This is a genomic window from Acanthopleuribacter pedis, from assembly GCF_017377855.1.
Lineage (GTDB): Bacteria > Acidobacteriota > Holophagae > Acanthopleuribacterales > Acanthopleuribacteraceae > Acanthopleuribacter > Acanthopleuribacter pedis.
This window is the reverse complement of sequence record NZ_JAFREP010000035.1, coordinates 24,961-47,384: the sequence shown is the minus strand read 5'-3', so window position 1 is coordinate 47,384 and position 22,424 is coordinate 24,961. Positions and strand designations below refer to the sequence as shown.

The following is a 22,424-nucleotide window of genomic DNA, read 5'->3' as shown; positions in this document are numbered from 1 at the left end:
GCAACAGCGGCCTTCCATTATTTTCTAATGCCCACCGAAGCTCGTTCCGATTGAAAAAGCAACCCACACCTTTTTACTGGAAATGACGTTTCGACGCGGGCGCCCAGGCTTTCTCCACAAAGGGTTATCCAAAGCCAAACCCTTCAAAAAACACATCTTATTGTGTAGAATCGCTGCTTGTTCCAAGCCACGATGAACCGCCACCCGTCCCCCACGACCCACCCCACGGGAGGAACCCCCTTGATTCCCCAGCTCCAGATCGACAACAAAACCGATCCCCTCTACCGCCAATTTCTCGATGAACTCGCGGCCCACGCCGATTTCAACGGCGAGATCCGTTTCGACTTATCCACCCGACTGGTGGCGGCGGTGGACAACAGCATTTACCAGGTTTTGCCGCAGGCAGTCATTTTCCCACGTTCCGCCACGGACATCGCGACGGCCTTTTCCGTCGCCGCCCACGACGACTACCAGGCGATTACCTTCAGCCCGCGCGGCGGTGGCACGGGCACCAACGGTCAATCCTTAACCAGCGGTTTGATCATCGACGGTTCCAAGTACATGAACAACATTCTTGAGGTGAATACCGAGGCGCGCTGGGCCTGGGTTCAGCCAGGTGTGGTGTTGGACCAATTGAACGAGCACTTGAAGGAAACCGGATTATTTTTCGCGCCCAACCTGTCGCCCAGCAACCGCGCCACCATCGGCGGCATGATCAACACGGACGCCTGCGGCAAGGGTTCGCGGGTGTACGGCAAAACAAGCAGCCACATCCTGGAAATGGAAATCGTGTTGCTGGACGGCACGATTTGGCAGACGGGCCCGATCACGCCGGAGGCGTTGGCGGACATCAAGAAGCGCGAGGATCAAGTGGGCGCGATCCACCGCGTGGTGGACGAAATTGTCACCACCAAGAAAGCGCTGATTGAAGCGCAATTCCCCAAAATGCGGCGTTTCATGACGGGTTACAACCTGGCCAAGGTCACCAACGAAAAGGGTGAATTCAACCTGGGCGAGATCATCGCGGGCTCGGAAGGTTCGCTGGCAATGGTCACGCGGGCGCGGGTCCACCTGGAACCGATCCCCAAACACAAAGGCTTGGCGCTGGTGCGTTACCCGTCGTTTGACGCGGCCCTGGGCGATGCGATGGCGTTGCTGGGAACGGAGCCGAGCGCCATCGAAACCATTGACGACAAAATCCTGGAGCTGGCACGCCACGACGCAATCTACGGCCGCGTCAAAACGGCCATCGGCGACGATCCCCGGGTCAAAAACATCAACCTGGTTGAGTTTGCGGCAAGCGACGAGGCCGAGGTTGAGGCGCGTTTGGCGCAGTTGAAAGCGGCCGAACACGAACAAAACCGACTGGGGGTGTTTCTCACCCGCGAACCCAAACAAATGGCGGCCTTGTGGGATTTGCGCAAAAAAGGCGTAGGCCTGCTGGGCAACATGCCGGGCAACCGCAAACCAGTCGCCTTTGTCGAGGACACGGCGGTTCCACCCCACCATCTGGCTGCCTACATCCAAGAATTCCGCGAACTCTTGAACAGCCACGGTTTGCAGTACGGCATGTTCGGCCACGTGGATGTGGGTTGTCTGCACGTGCGCCCGGCGCTGGACCTCCAAGACAAACTGGACGAACCCAAGATTCGCGAAATTTCAGACGGCGTGGTAGCCCTGGTACGCAAGTACGGCGGCGTGATGTGGGCGGAGCACGGCAAGGGCTTTCGCAGTGAGTACACGCCGTTGTTTTTCGGCGACGAACTGTACAGGGATCTCCAGCAAATCAAAGCGGCCTTTGACCCGGACAACCGCATGAACCCAGGCAAGGTAGTCACGCCGGCGGGGTTGGACGTCGAGACGGTCAAGGTTGAGGCGCCCTTGCGCGGCCAATTTGACCGCCAGGTGCCGCGCACCGTGCAGCAACCCTTTCAAAACGCCATGTACTGCAACGGCAACGGCGCCTGTTTTAACGTCCACCATCACCACGTAATGTGCCCGTCCTCAAAGGTGACGCGCGACCGCATTCACTCACCGAAGGGACGCGCCACCCTGATCCGCGAATGGCTGCGGGCTTTGTCCCAGGCGGACGCATCAGGCAAGGTGACCTACAGCCAAACACTGGGCGATCACCGCGACAAAAACGAGGATCTCAGCCGCTTCAAAGCGTCGGGTTCCTGGTGGACGCGGCGCGCCAACAGCAAAGCCTTGGAACGCGGCACCCAGGATTTTTCCCACGAGGTTTACGAGGCGATGGGCGGCTGCTTGTCGTGCAAAGCCTGCGCGACCCAGTGCCCGATCAATGTCGATATCCCGCACTTCAAAGCGCAATTCCTGGAGCTGTACCACACGCGCTACCAACGCCCGATGCGCGATTACCTGGTGGGTTTCATGGAACGCAGTCTGCCGATGCAGGCGCGTTTCGCCGGTTTGGCCAACGTGATGAGCCACAACGGTGTGGCGGAGCAGGTGGCGGCGTCCTCGTTCGGCATGGTCGACGCGCCGAAATTAAGCGTGCCCACGCTCTCGCGTTGGATGGGTCGACAGGGCCTGAGCCTGGCGACGCCGGAACGCTTGAAGCAACTGAGCGCGGAAGAAAAAGCGCGCGCGGTGGTGCTGATGCAAGACGCTTTCACGGCTTTCTACGATTGTCCGGTCTTTCGCGCCACCCACAACCTGTTAAAACATCTAGGGTTCCATGTGTTTATCGCACCCTTTCTAGAAAACGGCAAAGCACTCCACATCAAGGGTTTTCTCAAAGAATTCCGCGAGACGGCCAAACGCAACAGCGACGCCCACGCGGCCCTTGCGGTGAGCGGGGTGCCCCTGGTGGGCATTGAACCCAGCGTGGTGCTGACCTACCGCGACGAGTACCCACACATCCTGGGCGTGGACGCCTTGCCGTTTGAGGTTCACCTGCTGCAAGAATGGCTGGCCGATCATCCGGCCTTCCCGGTGGACCGCAAAGTGGACGGACAGGCACCTTTTTCTCTGCTCGGCCACTGCATGGAAAAAACGGGCGCCTTGGATTCGCAACAACAATGGGCGCGGGTGTTTGCGGCACTGGGCTTGGAACTCACCATTTTGCCGGCGGGCTGCTGCGGGATGGCGGGCGTCTACGGTCACGAGAAAAAGAACCTGGACCATTCGAAAGGCATTTTCGATATGAGCTGGGGTCTGTACTTCCGCGAGGGCGCGACGGACAAGGATCGCATTTTGGCGACGGGTTACTCGTGCCGCACGCAAACACAACGGTTTGCGGGGACGAAACCGGACCATCCGTGCCAAGCACTGTGCCGCACCCTGGGCGTAGAAACAGACTAAGCCCGCGGGAATCACGTTCGGAATTTAAGCCAACCCAACAGATTCCCGAAAGGGTAAGCATGCCCCAGGTGACAACGTAACCGAAAATCCCTAGTTTCCAGGGAACCAGCCGGAAAGAAGCAGAACCGAAAGTGAACGATTCTCGGCGGCGCACTCCCATAACCTGCCGGGCTACAACTTGCAGTAAAAATGGGCGCCGTACGATCCAGTACGCCTGTGTTTTTTCCCGCAAGTTTTGCTCCAGCATTTTATGCGCTTACATCCACCAGAATCGAACACTCTAGGTAAAAGCGCTCGAATTTCGCGAAGCCCTTGCTCGGAATTTTTCGGGAAATCAACCGATGTTCACGACCTCGGATAAAGAAGCAAGATTCAAGCAATCTCAACAGATAACCGACTTGACACCCTCACGCGCCAATGACAGAATTTGAGGGATTACCGAGTTTCCCAACTTAGACAACTGAAGTTTTCCGTCAAAACACCGCGACACACCGACGGCTCGCTGTTCCATCCCTCGGGCACCGTGAGACCTTCCGTCATTGCCGCGACCCATCTCGTGTTCGGCGTTTTGACACCGGACACCGTGACATGGCCAGGAGCGGCATGATGACCCCCTCACCGGTACCCCCTTTGGGCACCCTCATCTCGAGGTTATCCCACTCAGAAAACCCGACACCGATTTGGTTCGGGTAACCCGTGCTTTCGCGACCCAAGACGTAACGAGCGCGGATCGGTAAGCCCCGCGCAAGCGCCCCAGACCCAGAGACCTCAGCGCGTAAAGGAGAGAGCAAGATGGCAGGCATCGCAAACAAAAAAGGCGAAGTAGTGGAGCAACATCCTTTGACCGAGGGACAAAAAGCCCTTTGGTACCTGTATACGATGGACCCGGAGGGGCGCGCGTACAACATTAACTATGCGTGGTACGTTCGCTCCAAGCTGGATTCCGCGTTGCTCAAAGACTGCTTGGCCAAATTGGTGGCGCGCTACGACACCTGGCGTTCGACGTATTCGCTGGTCGGCAAAGAACCGATGCAATTGATTCACGACACCATGCCGACCCCGTTTGAAGTGATCAAGGTGGCGGGCCTCAGCGATGAGGAAATGGTGCATCGCCTGGATGAAGAGGTGTATGCCTCCTGGGATTTGGACGAACAGGCGCCGATCCGCTGGATTCTGTTTGACCGCGGCGACAAAGACCCGGTGCTCTGGTTCCAAATGCACCACATCGGCATGGATGTCCACTCGGTGATGCTGGCACTGGACGAATTGAGCAAACTTTACGCGGCGGCGGTTAAGGGCGAAACGGCCGAGCTGGAACCGATCACGGTTCAAAACAAGGACTGGGCCGAAAAACAAAACGCGATTCTCGACGGCGAAGAAGGGCAAAAACTCAAAGACTTCTGGCTCGATGCACTCAAGGGCGAGCGGCCCCCGCTGGGCATGCCGGTTGACGGCAACCGCCCGGCCTTCCCCAACTTCAAGGGCAAGTTTATTAAGTTTCCCATCCCACGAGCGGTTTCCGACGCCTTGGGCAAGGTGGCGAGCGAAACGGAAGTGTCGTTGTTCGGCCTGTACCTGTCGCTGTACCAACTGCTGCTGCACCGCTACACGGGTCAAAAAGAAATTTTGGTGGGCACCCCGACGCTGGGCCGCACGGAAGAGTTCGACAGGGTGTTTGCCTACCTGGTCAGCCCGATTTGCTTCCACACCACCTTTGAGGGCAACCCCGAATTTAGCGCGTACGTCAAAAACAGCAACACCAAGGCGATGCGTTGCATCAAAAACCAGATGTACCCCTTCCCGCGCCTGGTGCAGGAGTTGGAAACGGAACGCGACGCCAGCCGCGCCTCGGTGTTCCAAACGTTGTTCGTGTGGGAAAACCCCAACCGCTTCCTCAAATGGCGCGGCACGGATCCCATCGTACGCCTGAACGACCAGGGCGAGGAAGATTGGGACCTGGGCGAGATCAAGCTGGAACGCCAGTGGGTGAAGTTCCAATTGGACGAATTTGACCTGGCGCTGAAAATCGTCAAACACGGCCCGGACTTCTACGGGGTGTTGGACTACAGCAGCGATTTGTTTAACGACGACACGATGCAGCGTTTTTGCGACAACTACGCCAACTTGCTGGGCGAGGTTGCCGCCAACCACAAACGCCGCATCGGCCATTTCCCGATGATGAACCAGGCGCAACAACAGGAAATCATCGACACCTGGAACGCGACGGACAGAACCTATCCGCCGGCGAAATGCCTGCACGAGTTGATGGAAAGCACGGCGGCGGTGGCACAAGACAGCATCGCGGTGGTCTTCGAGGACCAACACGTCACCTTCGACCAATTTAACCGGCGCGCCAACCAACTGGCCCACTACCTGCGCAAAAAAGGGGTCGGCCCCGAGATTTTCGTCGGCGTGTGCATGGAACGCAGCATCGAACTGGAAATCGCCCTGCAAGGGATTCTCAAGGCGGGCGGCGCCTACGTGCCGCTGGATCCGGGTCTCCCGGAAAAACGCCTGGTCTACATGGCGGGCGACGCCAAGGTACCGGTCCTGATCACGCAATCGCACCTGCTGGAGAAAGTGCCGGAGTCGGACGCGGTGGTGCTGGTCATCGACCGCGACTGGGCCGAGGTGGAAAAAGAGCCGGACACCAAACCGGACTCGGGCGTGGCGGTCGACAACGCGGCCTACATGATTTACACCTCGGGTTCCACGGGTAATCCGAAGGGTGTTGTGAACACGCACCGCGGCATTTACAACCGCTTAATGTGGAAACAAGACGCCTACAACCTGACCCCGGACGACCGCGTCCTGCAAAAAACACCCTTTAGTTTCGACGTCTCGGTGTGGGAACACTTCTGGGCGCCGATGATCGGGGCGCGCCTGGTGATGGCCAAGCCGGAAGGCCATAAGGACGGCAGTTACCTGATCGACCTGATCAAACAGCACGGCATCACCACGATCCACTTCGTGCCTTCGATGTTGCAGGTCTTTTTGGAAGAAGACAACGTGGCGACCTGTACCTCGCTGAAACGGGTGCTGTGCTCGGGTGAAGCGCTGCCTTGGAACCTGCAGGAACGTTTTTACAGCTTGATGGACAAGGCCGAGCTGCACAACCTGTACGGGCCGACGGAGGCGGCGGTCGACGTCACCTGGTGGGCCTGCCCGCGCGATTACGACCGCCCGCTGGTGCCCATCGGCAAAGCCATTACCAACACCCAAATCTACGTGCTCGACAAAAACTTCATGCCGGTCCCCATCGGCGTGGCGGGCGAGCTCTGTATCGGTGGCATCCAGGTCTCGCGCGGCTACAACAACCGCTTCGACCTCACCGCCGACAAATTTGTGCCGGATCCCTTCACCAAAAACCCGGGCGTGCGCATGTACCGTACGGGCGACCTGGTGCGCTTTATGGACGACGGCAACATCGAGTACATCAGCCGTATCGACTTCCAAGTCAAAATCCGCGGCTTCCGCATTGAAATCGGAGAAATCGAAGCCACGATCGCGGAGCACAGCAACATCCGCGAAACGGTGGTGGTCGTGCGCGAGATGGGCGGCTTGGGCGAAAAACAACTGGTCGCCTACTCGGTCGCCAAGGAAAACCCAGCCCCGACCAACGAAGAAATGCGCACCTTCCTGACGGCCAAAATGCCGGACTACATGGTGCCCTCGGCCTTTGTGTTCCTCGACGAACTCCCGCTCTCACCCAACGGCAAGGTCGACCGCAAGCAGTTGCCGGAGCCCTCGACGGATCGCCCCGAACTCTCGGCCAACTTCGTGCGGCCCCAAAACGAATTCGAGGAAGCCATCGCCCAGGTTTGGCGCGAGGTGCTCAAGATCCAGAACATCGGCATTCACGACAAGTTCTTCGACCTGGGCGGTAACTCGCTGCAGGTAGTCGCGATTCGCAAGTTGTTGAAATCAAAACACGATATCAAGATCACCAACACGGACCTCTTCCAATACCCCACGATCTCGGCGCTGGCGGAACACCTGGCCCCCAGCGTGGAGAAAACGAAAGCGACCTACACCCGCAAGACCACGGCGGGCACGGGGAGCAGCGACATCGCCATCATCGGCATGGCGGGCCGCTTCCCCGGCGCGGACACCATCGACGCCTTCTGGGACAACGTTCGCCAAGGGGTCGAATCGATTAAACGCTTCACCAAAAAAGAGTTGGAAAACGCGGGCGTGGATCGGGAACTGCTCAACGACGACGATTACGTGGGCGCACGCGGCGTCCTCAACGACGTGGCCGGCTTCGACGCGGGTTTCTTCGGCTTCAGCCCACGCGAGGCGGAAGTTATGGATCCGCAACAGCGCCTGTTCCTGGAAATCACCTGGGAAGCTCTCGAAAGCGCGGGTTACAACCCGGAAACCTTCCCCGGTCGCATCGGCTGTTTCGCGGGCGTCACCCGCAGCGAATACTTCATCAACAACATTATGACCAACCCCCGTTTGGAACGGGCGCTCGGCCCCTTCCAAATCATGCTGCTCAACGACAAAGATTTCCTGCCCACGCGGGTGGCCTTCAAGTTCAACCTGCGCGGTCCGGCCCTCAACGTCCAGACGGCCTGTTCCACCTCGCTGGTGGCGATCCACCAAGCCTGCCGCTCGCTGATTAGCGGCGAATGCGACCAAGCGCTGGCGGGCGGGGTTTCCATCCAAGTACCCCAGGTTTCGGGTTACCTCTACAACGAGGGCGGCATTCACTCACCCGACGGCCACGTGCGCGCCTTCGACGCGGAAGCCAAAGGCATGGTGGTCAGCAGCGGCGCCGGCGTGGTGCTGTTGAAACGGTTGGACGAGGCGGTTGCCGACGGCGACAACATTCATGCGGTGATTCGCGCCACGGCGATTAACAACGACGGCGCCAACAAGGTCGGCTACACGGCGCCCTCGGTCGACGGCCAAGCCGAGGTCATCGCCGAGACCCACGCGGTTGCAGGCATCAACGCGGAGAGTGTGACCTACATCGAAACCCACGGCACGGGCACCAACCTCGGCGATCCCATTGAAATCGCGGCGCTGAACAAGGCCTTCCGCTACGGCACCCAAAAATCCGGCTTCTGCCGCATCGGCTCGCTGAAAAGCAACGTCGGCCACCTTGACTCGGCGGCGGGTGTCGCGGGCTTGATCAAAACGGCGCTGTCGCTGAAACACAAGTTGATGCCGCCCAGCCTGCACTTCAAAAATCCCAACCCCGACATCGATTTCGAGAGTACGCCTTTTGTGGTGAACACCGACCTGCACGTGTGGGAACACGGCGACACGCCGCGCCGCGCGGGCATCTCTTCCTTCGGCATCGGCGGCACCAACGCCCACGCCTTGCTGGAGGAGTTCACCGGAAAAATCGAAAGCGACGAAGGTCGCGACTTCCACGTGCTGACCCTCTCGGCACGCACGCCGGACGCGCTGCAATCGCACCGTGAGAACCTGCTGAGCCATCTCAAAAACAACCCCGACCAGAATTTGGCCGACATCGCCTTCACCCTGATGACGGGTCGCAAACTGTTCGCCAACCGCTGCTCGCTGGTGGTGGGCAACGTGGCGGAAGCGATCAGCATCCTCGAGGACGGCGACACCAAAAAGATCCACACCGGTTTTGAAAGCAAACAACCGAAACCGGTGGTGTTCATGTTCTCCGGCCAAGGCGCGCAGTACCCGCAAATGGGCCGTGATTTGTACGAAAACGAACCCTATTTCAAGGAACAGGTCGACCACTGTGCCGACCTGCTCAAGCCTTGGTTCGGCAGCGACATTCGCGACCTGATCTATCCCGAGATCACCGACGAGGAAGGCCGCAAAGCGGCGGCGGCGGAACTCAACAAAACCTCGAACACGCAACCGGCGCTGTTTGTGATTGAGTACGCGACAGCCAAGACCTGGCTGCACTGGGGCGTCAAACCCCAGTTCATGATCGGCCACAGCATCGGCGAATACGTGGCGGCCTGCATCGCGGGCGTGGTCAGCCTGGAAGACGCGCTGCGCATGGTTACGGTACGCGGTCGCCTGATGTTCGCGCAGCCGACCGGATCGATGTTGGCGGTGCCGATGCCGGCGGCCGAGGCGGAACCCAAGCTGCCGGCCAACCTGACGGTGGCGGCGATCAACATGCCGTCGCGCTGTGTGGTCGCCGGGCCGACCGATGCGATTGAAGGCTTTAAAACCACGCTGGAAGGCGAGGAAATCAAAAGCACGGTGCTGCACACCTCGCACGCCTTCCACAGCGCAATGATGGACGGCATGCTGGACGAGTTCACCAACGAGGTGCGCAAACTCAAGTTGAACCCGCCCCAAATTCCCTACGTCTCCAACCTGACGGGCAAGTGGATCACGGACGCCGAGGCGACCGACCCAAGTTACTACGCCCAACACTTGCGCCAAGCGGTACGCTTCGCCGACGGTGTCGAAACCCTGCTGGAAAAAGGCGACCAGTTGTTGCTGGAAGTCGGACCGGGCAAAGCGCTGGCCACCTTCGCGCGCGGCCAAGTCCGCCGCAAGGGCGACTCCAAGGTGATCACCTCGCTGCGTCACCCCAAGGACCAACTTTCCGACATCCGTTTCTTACAGGAAGCGCTGAGCCAATTGTGGGTCGAAGGGGTCGCCTTCGATTTCGGCACGCTTTACGCGGATCAAAAACGCCGCCGCGTCCCGCTGCCCACCTATCCGTTCGAACGACGCCGTTTCTGGGTGGATCCCGGTAAAGAACAAGCCAAACCCAAAACCAAACCCAAACAACTGCCGACCCCGCGCAAGACGGCACCGGCGCCCGCAAGCGGGCCACGCAAGTTCACCTCACTCGACGATTGGTTCAACATCCCGATTTGGAAACAGGCCACCCCGCCGCCGAGCTACAGCATCGACCGCCTGAGCGACCGAAGCGCACCTTGGCTGGTGTTTGCCGACGAATGCGGGCTCGGCCACAAGCTGGTAGACCGCCTGGAACGGGACGGGGTTCGCCTGGTCACGGTCATTCAGGGCGAGCGTTTTGAAGAATTGGGTCGCGATCATTACAGCGTTAACCCCAAGGAGCAAAACGATTACACGCGGCTGTTGCAAAAGTTAACCGATGCGGGAACCATCCCCGCCAACATCGTTCACCTGTGGAGCGTGACGCCGAGCCGCTTGTTCCGCGAGCGCAAGTCATTTGCGGAGAACTGTCAAAACATGGGTTTCTACTCGCTGATTTGGCTGGCCCAGGCGATTGACGAGGCCAACCTGCTGGATCCGATCAAGCTGTTTGTCATTTCCAACCACATGCAGGAAATCATCGGCGGCGACCTGACCGATCCCGAAAAAGCGACCCTGCTCGGTCCGCTCAAGGTCATCCCACGCGAGTACCCGCACATCGCCACGCGCAGCATCGACATCGCCTTCGGCCACACGCCCAACGGCAACGAGGCACAAATCGTCGAACAACTGCTGTCCGAGGTGACGGGTCGCAAAACGGACCAAGTCCTGGCCTGGCGCGGCAACAACCGCTGGGTACAGTCCTACGAATCGATGAACATCGAACCGCTGGACGGGCCGCGCGGCCTGCGGCCGGCCGGTGTTTACCTGATTACGGGCGGCATGGGCGGTATCGGCCAAGTGATCGCGGAGTTTTTGGCCGAAACGGTCAAAGCCAAGCTGGTCCTGGTCGGTCGCTCGACCTTCCCGCGCCGCGACGAATGGGAAAAGTACCTGGCCCAAAACGACGCCAACGACCGCACCAGTCAGAAGATTCAGCGCTTGAAGAAGCTGGAGAGCCTGGGCGCCGAGGTGATGGTCGCCTCCGCGGACGTCACCGACACCGGCAAACTGCGCGACATCGCCGATCAGGCGAGCTACCGCTTCGGTACCATTCACGGCGTGATCCACGCGGCGGGCCTTTACCCCAACGGCATGATCGGCGAGCTGACCCGCGAGAACACGGCCAACATGCTGGCGGCCAAGGTTTACGGCACGCTGGCGTTGGACGAGGTGTTCCGGGACCGCCACCTGGACTTCATGGTGCTGTTCTCCTCAACGAGCACCATCCTGGCCAACATGGGTTTTGCCGATTACTGCGCGGTCAACGCCTTCCTCGACGCCTTCTCCTTCTACCGCAACAGCCAAGAACGCAAGCCGACGCTGGCGATCAACTGGGACGGCTGGCGCGAGGTCGGCATGGCGGTCGACATGGACCTGCCGCCGGAACAACAGGAAGCCCACAACCGCCGCCTCGCCACCATGATGGCCAACAAAGACGGGGTCGAGGCTTTCCACCGCGCCCTGAGCGTCAAGAACCTGCCGCAGATCGTGGTCTCGCCCTTCGACCTAACCACCATGCTGACAGACATCAAAAACTTCATGGCGGCGCAATCGCAAATCGAGGCGCCGAAGCCGGCCACCACCACCGCGGTTGAACCCGCCGCGACGGCGGTCGCCGTCGCCCCACCACCACCGCCACCCGTGCAGAAATCGGATCCGGTTCGCGACCGGCCCAAGGTGGTCGCCGAATTCCACGCGCCGGATTCCAACACGCAAAAACAACTGACCGAACTGTGGCAAGACGCGCTCGGCATCAACGAAATCGGCAAAGACGACGAGTGGAGCGATCTGGGCGGCGATTCCTTGTCGGCCACCATGCTGACCTCGAAGATTCGCCGCAAGTTCAAAGTGAAGGTCTCGCCGCACCTGTTCAATGAGAAACCGACCATCGCCCAAATGGCGGCCCATCTCGACGAACAAATGGGCGTCAAGCGTCCGGCCCCCGCGCCGGCCGCGCCGGCTCCGGCCCCGGTCGCCGCCGCCCCTGCACCAACACCCGCACCGGCTCCCGCTCCCGCTCCGGCCGCGTCAAACACGGCCCCGATGCTGACCCAACTCTGGCAGGACGCCCTCGGTATTGACGAAATCGGCGCGGACGATGTGTGGACGGATCTCGGCGGTGACTCGCTATCAGCCACCATGTTAACCGCCAACATTCGCCGCAAGTTCAAGGTCAAAATTTCGCCGCACTTGTTTAATGAAAAACCCACCATCGCACAAATGTCGGCCCACCTGGACGGGCTGATGGGCAAAGCACCGGCCGCACCGGCGCCCGCGCCGGCACCGGTCACCGCGCCCAAAACCGAGACGGAAACCACACTGGTCGGCCTGCTGAGCGAGCTAACCGGCAAAGCACCCCTGAGCACCACCGCCAAACTGACCGAACTGGGCGTCAACGCGGGATGGCTCCTCCAACACCAACAAGCCTTGCAAAACGCCTTTGGGCTCCCCATCGGGCCCGACAGCTTGAGTGACCATCAAGACGTGGTGGGCCTGGCCCAGGTGATCGACACCTTGGCATGGACGGCCCAAAACATGGCAGAGGCGGCCGGCAATGAACCGGAAGAAGAAGAGGAGTTTGAGCTGTGAGCGTCATCAATCTTCTGTCGCAACTGCGAAGTCGCAATATCAAAATCTGGTTAGAGGGTGACAAGCTCCGTCTCAAGGCGCCCAAGGGGCACATGACGGCGGAGCTGAAAAACCAGCTGAAGGACCAGAAAGAGGCGCTCATCGCCTTCCTCGGCAACGCCGCCAAGCCACCCTCCCCCACGGCGAACGCCGCGGGCGCAGCGGCGGGCGCGGCGAAAAGCACAGCCGCGGCGCCGCAACCCGCCAAGACGGCGGAAAACACGGCCCCGGCACCACCACCCGAACCGCCCGAACCCGAGGCACCCAAAGGTGAACCGCTGACCCGCCAACAGGCAGGCCTGTGGGTCATTCGTCAGGTGGGTTTGGAAACCGCCGCGCACCACGCCGTCTTCGGCGTGGAAATTCGCGGGCGCGTCATGCCCGAACTGTTCGAAATGGCGATGGCGCAGGTCGCCGACCGCCACGCTTGCCTCGACAACGTGTTTCCCATGCACAACGGGCTTCCCTACCAGACGTCCAGTACCGAACCGGAACAGCTTTTCCGCTACCGCGACTTGACCAAACTGCCCGCGGAGGAACGGGACGCGGCCTGTGACGACCTGCTCCACACCTTCGCCCACAAGGCCTTTAACCACGAAAACGGGCCGCTGTGGCGCGCGGTGCTGGTGCGCCGCGAGGATTACGTGTGTCGCTTGTTGGTGGTGCTCCATCAAATGATCGGCGACGAAGCCTCGGCCCAAATCACGGCGCTGGACATCCTGCGCTTCTACAATGTCGCGGTGCGCAAGTTGCCCCTGGAAGAAAACGCGCTGGAAGACCGCTACGAGGCGCTCAAACACCATCAAGAAGATTTCCTTGCGAGCAGCGACTACACCGAACAACACGCCTTTTGGCGCGATTACTTGGCCGACCGACCCAAGGTCTTCCAAATGTTTTGCGACCGGCCTCGACCGACGGTGCAAGAGTACAAAGGCGCCAGCCACGAACTCGCCATCGACGCCGGCATCGCCGAGGCGCTCACCAAGATGGCGGAAGCCAAAGGCGCCACCCTCGAAAACACCTTGCTCGCCGCTTATGTCGCGCTGCTCCACCGCTACTCCGGCGCCAACGATTTTACGGTCGGCCTGCGCCGCTCCCTGAGCATGCGCGGTAATTTTGAGGAACTGATCGCACCGCTCGCCCACTACCTGCCCCTGCGCAACCGCCTCCACACGATCAACGATTACCAAGAATTGCTCGATTACACCCAAGACAATGTCGCCAAAATCGACCGCAACCGCGACATCTTCTTGGAAGCCTATCCCGACGATTTTGACATCGACTGGGACTTCAGCCGCCATCCCTTCTTCCAGGTCATGTTCCAATACGAAGAACCGGCAAACCTGCCCGACGTGGTCACCGATTGTGAACTGACCTCCTTTTTCTTCGAAACCGACAACATCATCTGCGACCTCAATCTGCGTATCGAAAACGAACCCCAAGGCCTGCGCGCCTTCTTCGAATACGACGATCACCTGTTCCTCGACGACACCATCCAACGCATGGCAGACCACTACGCCAACCTCTTGCAGGCCGTCGCCAATCAACCGGACGGGCACATCGCCAAGTACCCGATCCTCTCAAAAACCGAGTACCGCACGCTGATTTCGGACTGGAACGACAACACCCTTGCCATCGACGACACCCTCACCATCCACGGCATGATCGAAGCACAAGCGGCGAAAACCCCTGGCAACATTGCTGTTTCGGCACGTGGACGCTCGTTGACTTATGCTCAGGTAGACGAACGCGCCAACCAAATCGCCGCCTACCTGCACGGCAAAGGCATCGGTGTCGGCGACGTGGTCGCGGTCAACCTCGAGCTCTCGGTCGACCTCTTGACCACCCTGCTGGGTGTGCTCAAAAGCGGCGCCGCCTACATGCACCTCAACCCCAGCTTCACCAAGCAGCATCGCGACGACATGCTCAGCGATAGCAAACCCAACCACGTCATCACCAGCGCGACCCACCGCGACCAAGTCGCGGGGTTGACCTCCTGCCTTTACGAGGAAATCAGCCGCGCCGTGGGCGACGTGCCCGCCGCGCCCGTCAAAACCGACACGCCGAAATCGGCCTACGTCATGTTCACCTCCAAAAGCGGCAACCGCCACCTGGGCGTCGTCAAACCCCATAAGGCCGTCTGCAACCGCTTGCTGTGGCTGCGCGAGGCCTTCAGCCTCGACCGCAACGACGCGGTTCTGCTCAAATCACCCTTTGCCTTCGGCATCTCCGTGCTGGAGTTCTTCTGGCCGCTCTCCTGCGGCGCCCGCGTCGTGCTCGCCGACTCAGACCGGCTCGGCGACCAACATTACCTCGCCGACATCATGCAGCGCGAAAAGGTCACCGCCGTCCACTTCGCCCCCTCGCAACTGGACAGCTTCCTGCTTTCCGCCCAAGCCAAGCGCAGCCGCTACCTCAAACGCGTGTTCTGCAGCGGCGAACAATTGGGCACGCGCCTCCAGCAGCGCTTCTTTAAAGAGTTCCCCCAAAGCGATCTCTACAACGTCTACAGCGTCAAAGAAGCCACCGGCCCGGTGACCTTCAGCAAATGCGATCCCAAAAACACGCGCACCGTCTCCATCGGCAAACCCATCGCCAACACCCAGATCTACCTGCTCGACGCCTTTAAGCAACCCGTCCCCATCGGGGTCCCGGCCGACATCTACATCGGCGGCACCAGCATGGCAACCGAGTTCCTGGCCTCGGGCGCCGAGCACCAGGCGCGGTTCATTAACAATCCCTTCGACGACGGCGCCACCCTGCTCTATGAAACCGGCGACGTCGGGCGCTTCCTCAGCGACGGCCAAATCGAATACCTCGGCACCCGTGATGAACACGCCAAGGTATCCGGCATGCGGGTCGACATCACCGACATCGAACATTGCCTCAAAAGCCATCCCGACGTGCAAAACGCCGCGGTGGCCCTGCGCCGCCGGGAGAACGAGCGGGCCGTGCTGATCGCCTGCCTCGAAACCGTGCGCGCCACGCCGCCGCCCTCGGAAGAACTGCGCACCTTCCTCCGCAAAAGCCTGCCCGCCTACATGATCCCCGAGCGATTCACCTACTTGGAGCAACTGCCCATGCGCTCTGACGGCCAGGTGGACCGCGAGGCACTGCCCATCTCCGATGATTTCGGTCCCGGCGACCAGCGCGAATATCCCCGTTCCTACAGCGAGGTCGAACGCATCATCAGCCGGATTTGGCGCGAGGTATTGAACCTCAAAGAAGTCAGCCTCCACGACAACTTCTTCGAAATCGGCGGGACCGCCATGGAAATGGTTCAGGTCTTCCACAAGCTGCCGGAACTGCTGCGCAAGAACCTCGAACCCCTGGATTTGTTTAAGTTCCCCACCATCCACTCGCTCGACCTCCACTTCGAAAATCAGGAAGACGAGCAAAGCTTCTACAAATTCAAAACCGATTACCAAAAAGAGATCGGCGAGTTGCAGGACCAGTACCGCAAGTTGCCGGGGACCAATATCGCCGTCGTCGGCATGTCGTGCCGCTTCCCCGGCGCCGATTCACCCGAGGAATTTTGGCAAAACCTCGTCGAAGGCAAGGAAACCCTCACCTTCTTTTCCAAGGAAGAACTGATCGCCGAGGGCGTCGACCCCGAACTGGTTGAGGACGAGGACTACGTGCGCGCCCAAGGTATCTTGCGCGACACCAAAGGCTTCGACACCGGCTTCTTCGGCGTAACCCCGCGCGAGGCGCAAATCATGGATCCGCAGCAACGCATCTTCCTGGAGTGTTGCTGGGAGACCTTGGAACGCGCCGGTTACTGCACGCAAAAGTACTCGAAACACATCGGTGTTTACGGCGGGGTGGGCTTCAACCACTACCTGGCCCAACACCTGTTGGCACACCCGACCCTGGTCGACACGGTCGGCATTTTCCCGATCATTATCGCCAACGAAAAAGACTCGCTGTGTACCCGCGCCTCCTACATGCTCAACCTGACCGGGCCGGCCGTCACGGTGCAAACCGCCTGCTCGACCCCGCTGGTTTCCATCCACCTCGCTTGCCAGGCCTTGGTCAACCGCGAGTGTGAAATGATGCTGGCCGGCGGCGTTCAGTTCGGTTACCTGCAAAAATCCGGGTACCTCTACGAGCCGGGTATGTTGCTGTCACCCGACGGGCATTGCCGACCCTTCGACGCGCGCGCCGCGGGCATCGTCCCCAGCCAAGGCGTCGGGGTGGTGCTGCTCAAACGCTTGGACGACGCGCTCAAAGACGGCGACACCATCTATGCCGTCATCCGCGGCTCAGCCGCCAACAACGACGGCGCCAACAAAACCAACTACACCGCCTACAGCACGGACGGCCAGCAATCGGCCATTCGTCGCGCGCTGGGAACCGCCGGCGTGCCCGCGGATACCATTACCTACGTAGAAACCAGTTCCGGCGGCTCGCTCAGCGGCGACGCCACCGAACTCGAGAGCATGACCAAGGTCTACGGCCGCCACAACGCCCGCCACAACTACTGTGCCGTGGGTTCGGTTAAATCCAACATCGGCGGGGCCGACACCGCCGGCGGTTGTGCCGCTTTCATCAAAACCGTGCTCTCGCTTTACCACCAAAAGCTGGTGCCGACGATCAACTACGAAAAACTCAATCCCAAGGTCGACCTGTCGGAAACCCCCTTTTACGTCAACACCGAAACGCGCACCTGGGAACGCACCAACAACACACCCTTGCGCGCGGCCATCAGTGGTTTCGGCCTGGGTGGCACCAACACCCACCTGATTTTGGAAGAAGGGCCGCGCCCCCACCAAACGCCGAAAACCCGGCCATGGCAACTGCTGACCCTGTCGGCGCGTTCCAGCGAGGCGCTCGACAACGCCACCCAAAACCTGTCCGGCTTTCTCAAGGACAACCCACACATCAACTTCTCGGATGCAACCCACACCCTGCACGTCGGCCGCGAGGATTTCAAACACCGCCGCATGCTGGTGTGTCAATCGCTGAACGAAGCCGTGCTGGAAATCGAGCGCAAATCGGAACGGGTTTACACCAACTACCAGGAACAGGAAGGGCGGCCCATCGCGTTTATGTTCCCCGGCCAGGGCGCCCAGTACACCAACATGGGCGACCAGTTGTACAAGGTCGAACTCGTGTTCCGCGAAGAGGTGGATTACTGCTGGGAACGCTTCCAGCACAAGTTCCCCAAACTCTACGAAAGCTTGTCGGAGAAGGATCGCCGCGCCCGCACGCGCACCATCCACAAAACCGACATCACGCAAATCTCGCTGTTCATCTTGGAATACGCGCTGGCCAAGTTGCTGCGCAAGTGGGGCATCGTGCCCGACGCCATGATCGGCAACAGTACCGGCGAATACGTGGCCGCCTGCTTGGCGGGCGTGTTCACGCTGGACGAAGCGCTGGAACTGCTGGTCGCCCGCGGCGAGATCACCAGCCGGCTGCCGCCGGGTGAAATGATTCGCGTGGCCATGCCGGAAAGCGACATGCAGGCCTTGATCCACGACAATCCCGAACTCTCCCTGGCGGCCGTGGCCAACCCGGCCGGCTGCATGATCTCGGGTACGGTGGGCGCCATCAGCGACTTGCTCAAAGTCCTGAAAGAGAAGAAGGTCTACACGCGCCGCTTGTTCGCGCGCCACGCCTTCCACAGCTTCATGCTGGACGAGCACCTCGCCGATTTCCGCGAAAAAATCAAAGGCATCAATCTGAAGCCCCCGCAAAACCGGATCATCTCGACGATTACGGGTACCTGGTTGACCCAAGAAGAAGCGACCAGTCATAGCTACTGGGCGCGGCAGATGCGCGGCACCGTGCGTTTCGCACGCGGTGTCGAGGTGCTGCTGCAGGACCCCGACCGCATTCTGCTGGAAGTCGGCCCGGACCACACCTTGAGTTTGGAGGCCAAGCAAAGCAACGCGCTGGACCGCGGCCACACCATCCTGTCCACCATGCGCCAACCGCAGGAGCAGGATTCGGACACCCACTACCTGATGACCACCATGGGTCGTTTGTGGTTAAACGGGGTCGATGTCGATTGGGAAGGCTTCCAGAGCGACACCTTCCGCCACCGCATCGTGTTGCCGACCTATCCGTTCGAACGCAAACCCCACTGGATCGACCCACCCAAACACCGCGACGCGGCAGGCGGCGACGAGGACCTCAAACTCGAAGCCGACGAAATGGAACCGGACGACATCCCGTTGGAGGAGGAGAATTACCGCCCCAACGTGGACGTCCCCTACGTGCCACCCACCACCGCGCACGAGCGTTTGCTGGCGGGCGTCTGGCAAGACCTGCTGGGTTTGCAACGGGTCGGGATCCACGACGATTTCTTCGAACTGGGCGGCACCTCGCTGGTGGCGATGCGCATGGTCAACCAACTGGCCAAAAAACACAACGTCGGTTTGGCGAACCACATCGTCTTGCAGCGCCGCACCATCGCCTCGCTGGCCGAAAAAATCGCGGAAAGCCGCGACGGCAGCCAACCGGGTAACGAGGATTCGCCGCTGATCACGATTCAGGAAGGCACCCCGAAAAGCATTCCGATTTTCATGGTGCACCCCATCGGCGGCGACATTCTGTTCTACCGCGACTTCTCGCACTACCTCGGCGCCAAACAAACCGTGTACGCCTTCCAGGCCCCGTCGATGATGGGCAAAGGCGACCCCGTCAACGACATCAAACGCCAGGCCGCCGATTACGTGGCCGAAATGGAAAAGATCACCAAAGGATCGCGCTTCATTATCGGCGGCGCCTCCTACGGCGGTTTGGTCGCCTACGAAATCGCCCAGCAGATGCACGCCAAGAGCCGCACCCCGGCGCTGGTGATCCTGGTCGACACCCCGGCACCGGGCTACATGCCCAAAAAAGTCGCGGGCACGGCCGAAATCCTTCATTACTTATTGGGCGACCAATTGAACCTGGCCTTGTCCGACCTGCAGGGGTTGGATGCGGAGGACCAGCTCAACTTCATCAATGATCGCGCCCGTTCCGCGAACAACTTCTCGGCACTGCCGGACAACCTCGGCTTGCCGATGTTGAACACCTGGATGGCGCACCAAGAAGGCATGCACGCTTACAAGCCGCTGGAGTATCCGGGCCGCGGCCTGTTCTTCCGGCCGACGGAAGCCATGAAGTTGAACCCACTCAACATGCACATTCCCTGGATTGAGTTGATGCCCAACGGGTTGAAGCTCAAACAGCTCAAGGGCAACCACATCACCATGAACTTCGGCGCCAACGCCAAGGACATGGCCCGAGAAATCCGCACGGAGATCAACTCCCTGCGAGGAACTTAGGATCGGCCCGGCCCGTGTACGCGGAGCGGACGAGGGGCCGGGTTCCTTCTTTTCGGATGGGCGATTGAGGGTGTCTGCCTCGTGTTAACGAAAGAGAATCAGGCACGCCCCTATTGGATGAAAGATTCGTGCGCCGCAATTCACGCCGTTTCACAACGGCTGATATCAAAAGCCACCGAAACCGACCCGCACCCTATGAAGCATCATGTTCCTGGTGGACTCAGTCATCCGCCGGCGCCGCGACGCCCGGCTGGGGATACCTGCCCACCGCCCCATCCTGCTTATCCCAGGCGGTACCGGTTCAACCAAGCAGGCCACGCTTAATCGCCCTATCCTGAGAAAGAAAGAAATGATCCAAGGCGCAACTGGCAAAAATAAGCAGGCACCCACAATCGCCCATCCCCAAACCATCCTTATTCGAAGATGATGGTGCGGTTTTTGTGGACCATGACGCGATCCTCAAACACCAGCTTGAGCGCGGTGGCCAAGGTGATTTTTTCAACGTCGCGGCCCGCCATTGCCATGTCGCGCGCGCTGTGGCTGTGGGTCACCGGCAACACTTGCTGCGCGATAATCGGTCCCGCATCCAAATCATCCGTCACCAAGTGCGAGGTGGCGCCGATGACCTTGACCCCCCGTTGCCAAGCCTGGCGATACGGATTGGCGCCGATAAATGCCGGCAAAAAGCTGTGGTGGATGTTGACCAGGCGGCGCGGGTAGGCCGCCACGAACTCCGGCGAAAGCACGCGCATGTATTTGGCCAGCACGATGTATTCCGGTTCGTACGGGTCGATCTCCTTGCGGACCAAGGCCTCGTGATCCAAACGGGAAAGGCCTTCATGAGGGACACAGGTGAACGGGATCTCGAATTTCTCGACCAACGGGCGCAGCGTTTCGTGGTTGGCGATCACACCCAGAATGTTGGCGTTGAGTTCGCCGGCGTAATGGCGAATTAGCAAGTCGCCCAGGCAGTGCGATTCCTTGGTGGCCATGATCACGATGTTTTTGGGACGTTTGGTTTCAACACGGACGACGGCCTCTTCCGGCAGACGCTGCTTGAGCAAGTCGGTGAGGGTTTGGTTGTCGGCCTCGCCAACCACCTCGGCCCGCATGAAAAAACGCTTTTCCTTGGGTTCGACGAATTCGTCGGTACTGACTATGTTCAGGGCCAAATCAAAAAAGACACCGGTCGTTTTGTACACGAGCCCAACGGCGTCGGGGGCTTCTACTAAAATAATACGGCGCATCGCGATCACCTTCGTTGCATCAATACGTCGGGGTCGCACGGCCGCGCGGGGGCGGCTGAAGGACGGCGTCCCAAACAACAGGCAGCATAACGAAAAAATCGCCGCGGGTGAATGGAAGAACGGATAAAAACCTACGAAGTCGGCGTTGCTGTCACAAAGATTCGCTTATTTTTTCGTTTCGGTCTTCTTGGGGTCCGGTTCTTTGACGGGCGCTTTTTGCGGCGCGGGCGTTTTCGGCTTGGCTAAACCCAGGCGCACATCCAAGTCGTTGATGTTGGCGCCGGTGGGCGGCTTGTACTGGAACCGCTCTGGAGCAAAGCTGTTTTTGGCCACCTGCTCGTAGCTTTTCACCGTCAGGTTCATGTGGGCCTTTTCGCCCTTGCCGATGCGCACCGCCCGGATGGCGTTGGTTTGGGTGTTGGCTTCAATGCGCACCGAGCTGAAATCAATTTTGGCGCCCTCGGGGTCGACCACCCCAAATTGGTGCCACATCAACGAGGGCAACTCCGTATAAAGCGTGGCCCAATCGCCCTCCGTTTTCTCGATGCGCCAGGGGAAAAGCGTGAGGTATTGCAGGATCAGGCTCATCGGATCGACCGCGCCGGGTTTGCCGGGCATGAAGGACAATTGGCCTTGGGCGTTGCGAACCTTGGCGATGTTTTTCAAGCTGATGGTCAAGACTTGGCTGTTTTTGAAATCACCGATTTTGACATCGAGCCACATGCGCTTGCCGTCGTGGACCTGGTGGATATCGGTGCCCGGCTGTTTAGGCAGGGCCGGGATTTCAAAATCGAGGGTGGAGGTGATCGCCAGGTGGTTGGGATCCTTGAAACCCACCTTGGATTCCGTCGTGGCTTTGACCGGGATGCCGTTGTTTTCGGTGTTAAACAGCATGTGGAATTGGCCCTCGTAGGCTTTCCCTTGATGGTGTTTCTTGAGTTTGGCGGCCAACTTGGAACCGTCTTCCATGGCCTGAAGCGGTAAACCCAGGCTCATCACCATTAACCCAACCAACACCGCGGCACGCTTGCACATAAGCTCTGTCCTCCCCAAAGTTCCTTCTCGCACAGTAAACCGCGCCGGGTGGGCTGTCAACCCGCTAAGGACCGGAAGGGTAAAAGGTGTGAGATGAAGCGCTTGGGGGCGG

At 59.9% G+C, this 22,424-nt stretch carries 5 protein-coding genes; 3 read left to right on the top strand and 2 right to left on the bottom strand.

Features of this window, described 5'->3' with window-relative positions:
* Positions 1 to 240: 240 nt before the first annotated feature.
* From ydiJ to J3U88_RS28215, 3 genes are all read left to right on the top strand, one after another.
* Positions 241 to 3,324: a D-2-hydroxyglutarate dehydrogenase YdiJ gene (ydiJ, locus tag J3U88_RS28225; RefSeq protein ID WP_207862364.1), complete on the top strand. Its 3,084-nt coding sequence runs from the start codon at positions 241 to 243 to the stop codon at positions 3,322 to 3,324.
* 792 nt (positions 3,325 to 4,116) lie between these two features.
* Positions 4,117 to 12,711, top strand: coding sequence for a non-ribosomal peptide synthetase/type I polyketide synthase (locus tag J3U88_RS28220; protein ID WP_207862363.1), 8,595 nt, complete (start codon positions 4,117 to 4,119; stop codon positions 12,709 to 12,711).
* Complete coding sequence (locus tag J3U88_RS28215) at positions 12,708 to 20,030, top strand: type I polyketide synthase (protein ID WP_207862362.1); 7,323 nt, start codon at positions 12,708 to 12,710, stop codon at positions 20,028 to 20,030. The genes J3U88_RS28220 and J3U88_RS28215 overlap by 4 nt, the downstream gene beginning before the upstream one ends.
* Positions 20,031 to 20,443: 413 nt before the next feature.
* On the opposite strand, the gene purU is transcribed toward J3U88_RS28215, so the two are convergent.
* Both purU and J3U88_RS28205 read right to left on the bottom strand, forming a co-directional pair.
* The gene (purU, locus tag J3U88_RS28210) at positions 20,444 to 21,277 is read right to left on the bottom strand and encodes a formyltetrahydrofolate deformylase (RefSeq protein ID WP_207862361.1); all 834 of its coding nucleotides are present in this window, start codon (positions 21,275 to 21,277) and stop codon (positions 20,444 to 20,446) included.
* A gap of 165 nt (positions 21,278 to 21,442) precedes the next feature.
* A complete protein-coding gene (locus tag J3U88_RS28205) occupies positions 21,443 to 22,312 on the bottom strand; it encodes a hypothetical protein (RefSeq protein WP_207862360.1) in 870 nt (289 codons plus the stop codon).
* Positions 22,313 to 22,424: the final 112 nt, after the last annotated feature.

Bases quoted from the DNA above. Each gene is read 5' to 3' on its own strand.
- J3U88_RS28220 (WP_207862363.1), top strand. From the start codon at position 4,117: ATGGCAGGCATCGCAAACAAAAAAGGCGAAGTAGTGGAGCAACATCCT.
- purU (WP_207862361.1), bottom strand. From the start codon at position 21,277: ATGCGCCGTATTATTTTAGTAGAAGCCCCCGACGCCGTTGGGCTCGTG.
- J3U88_RS28205 (WP_207862360.1), bottom strand. From the start codon at position 22,312: ATGTGCAAGCGTGCCGCGGTGTTGGTTGGGTTAATGGTGATGAGCCTG.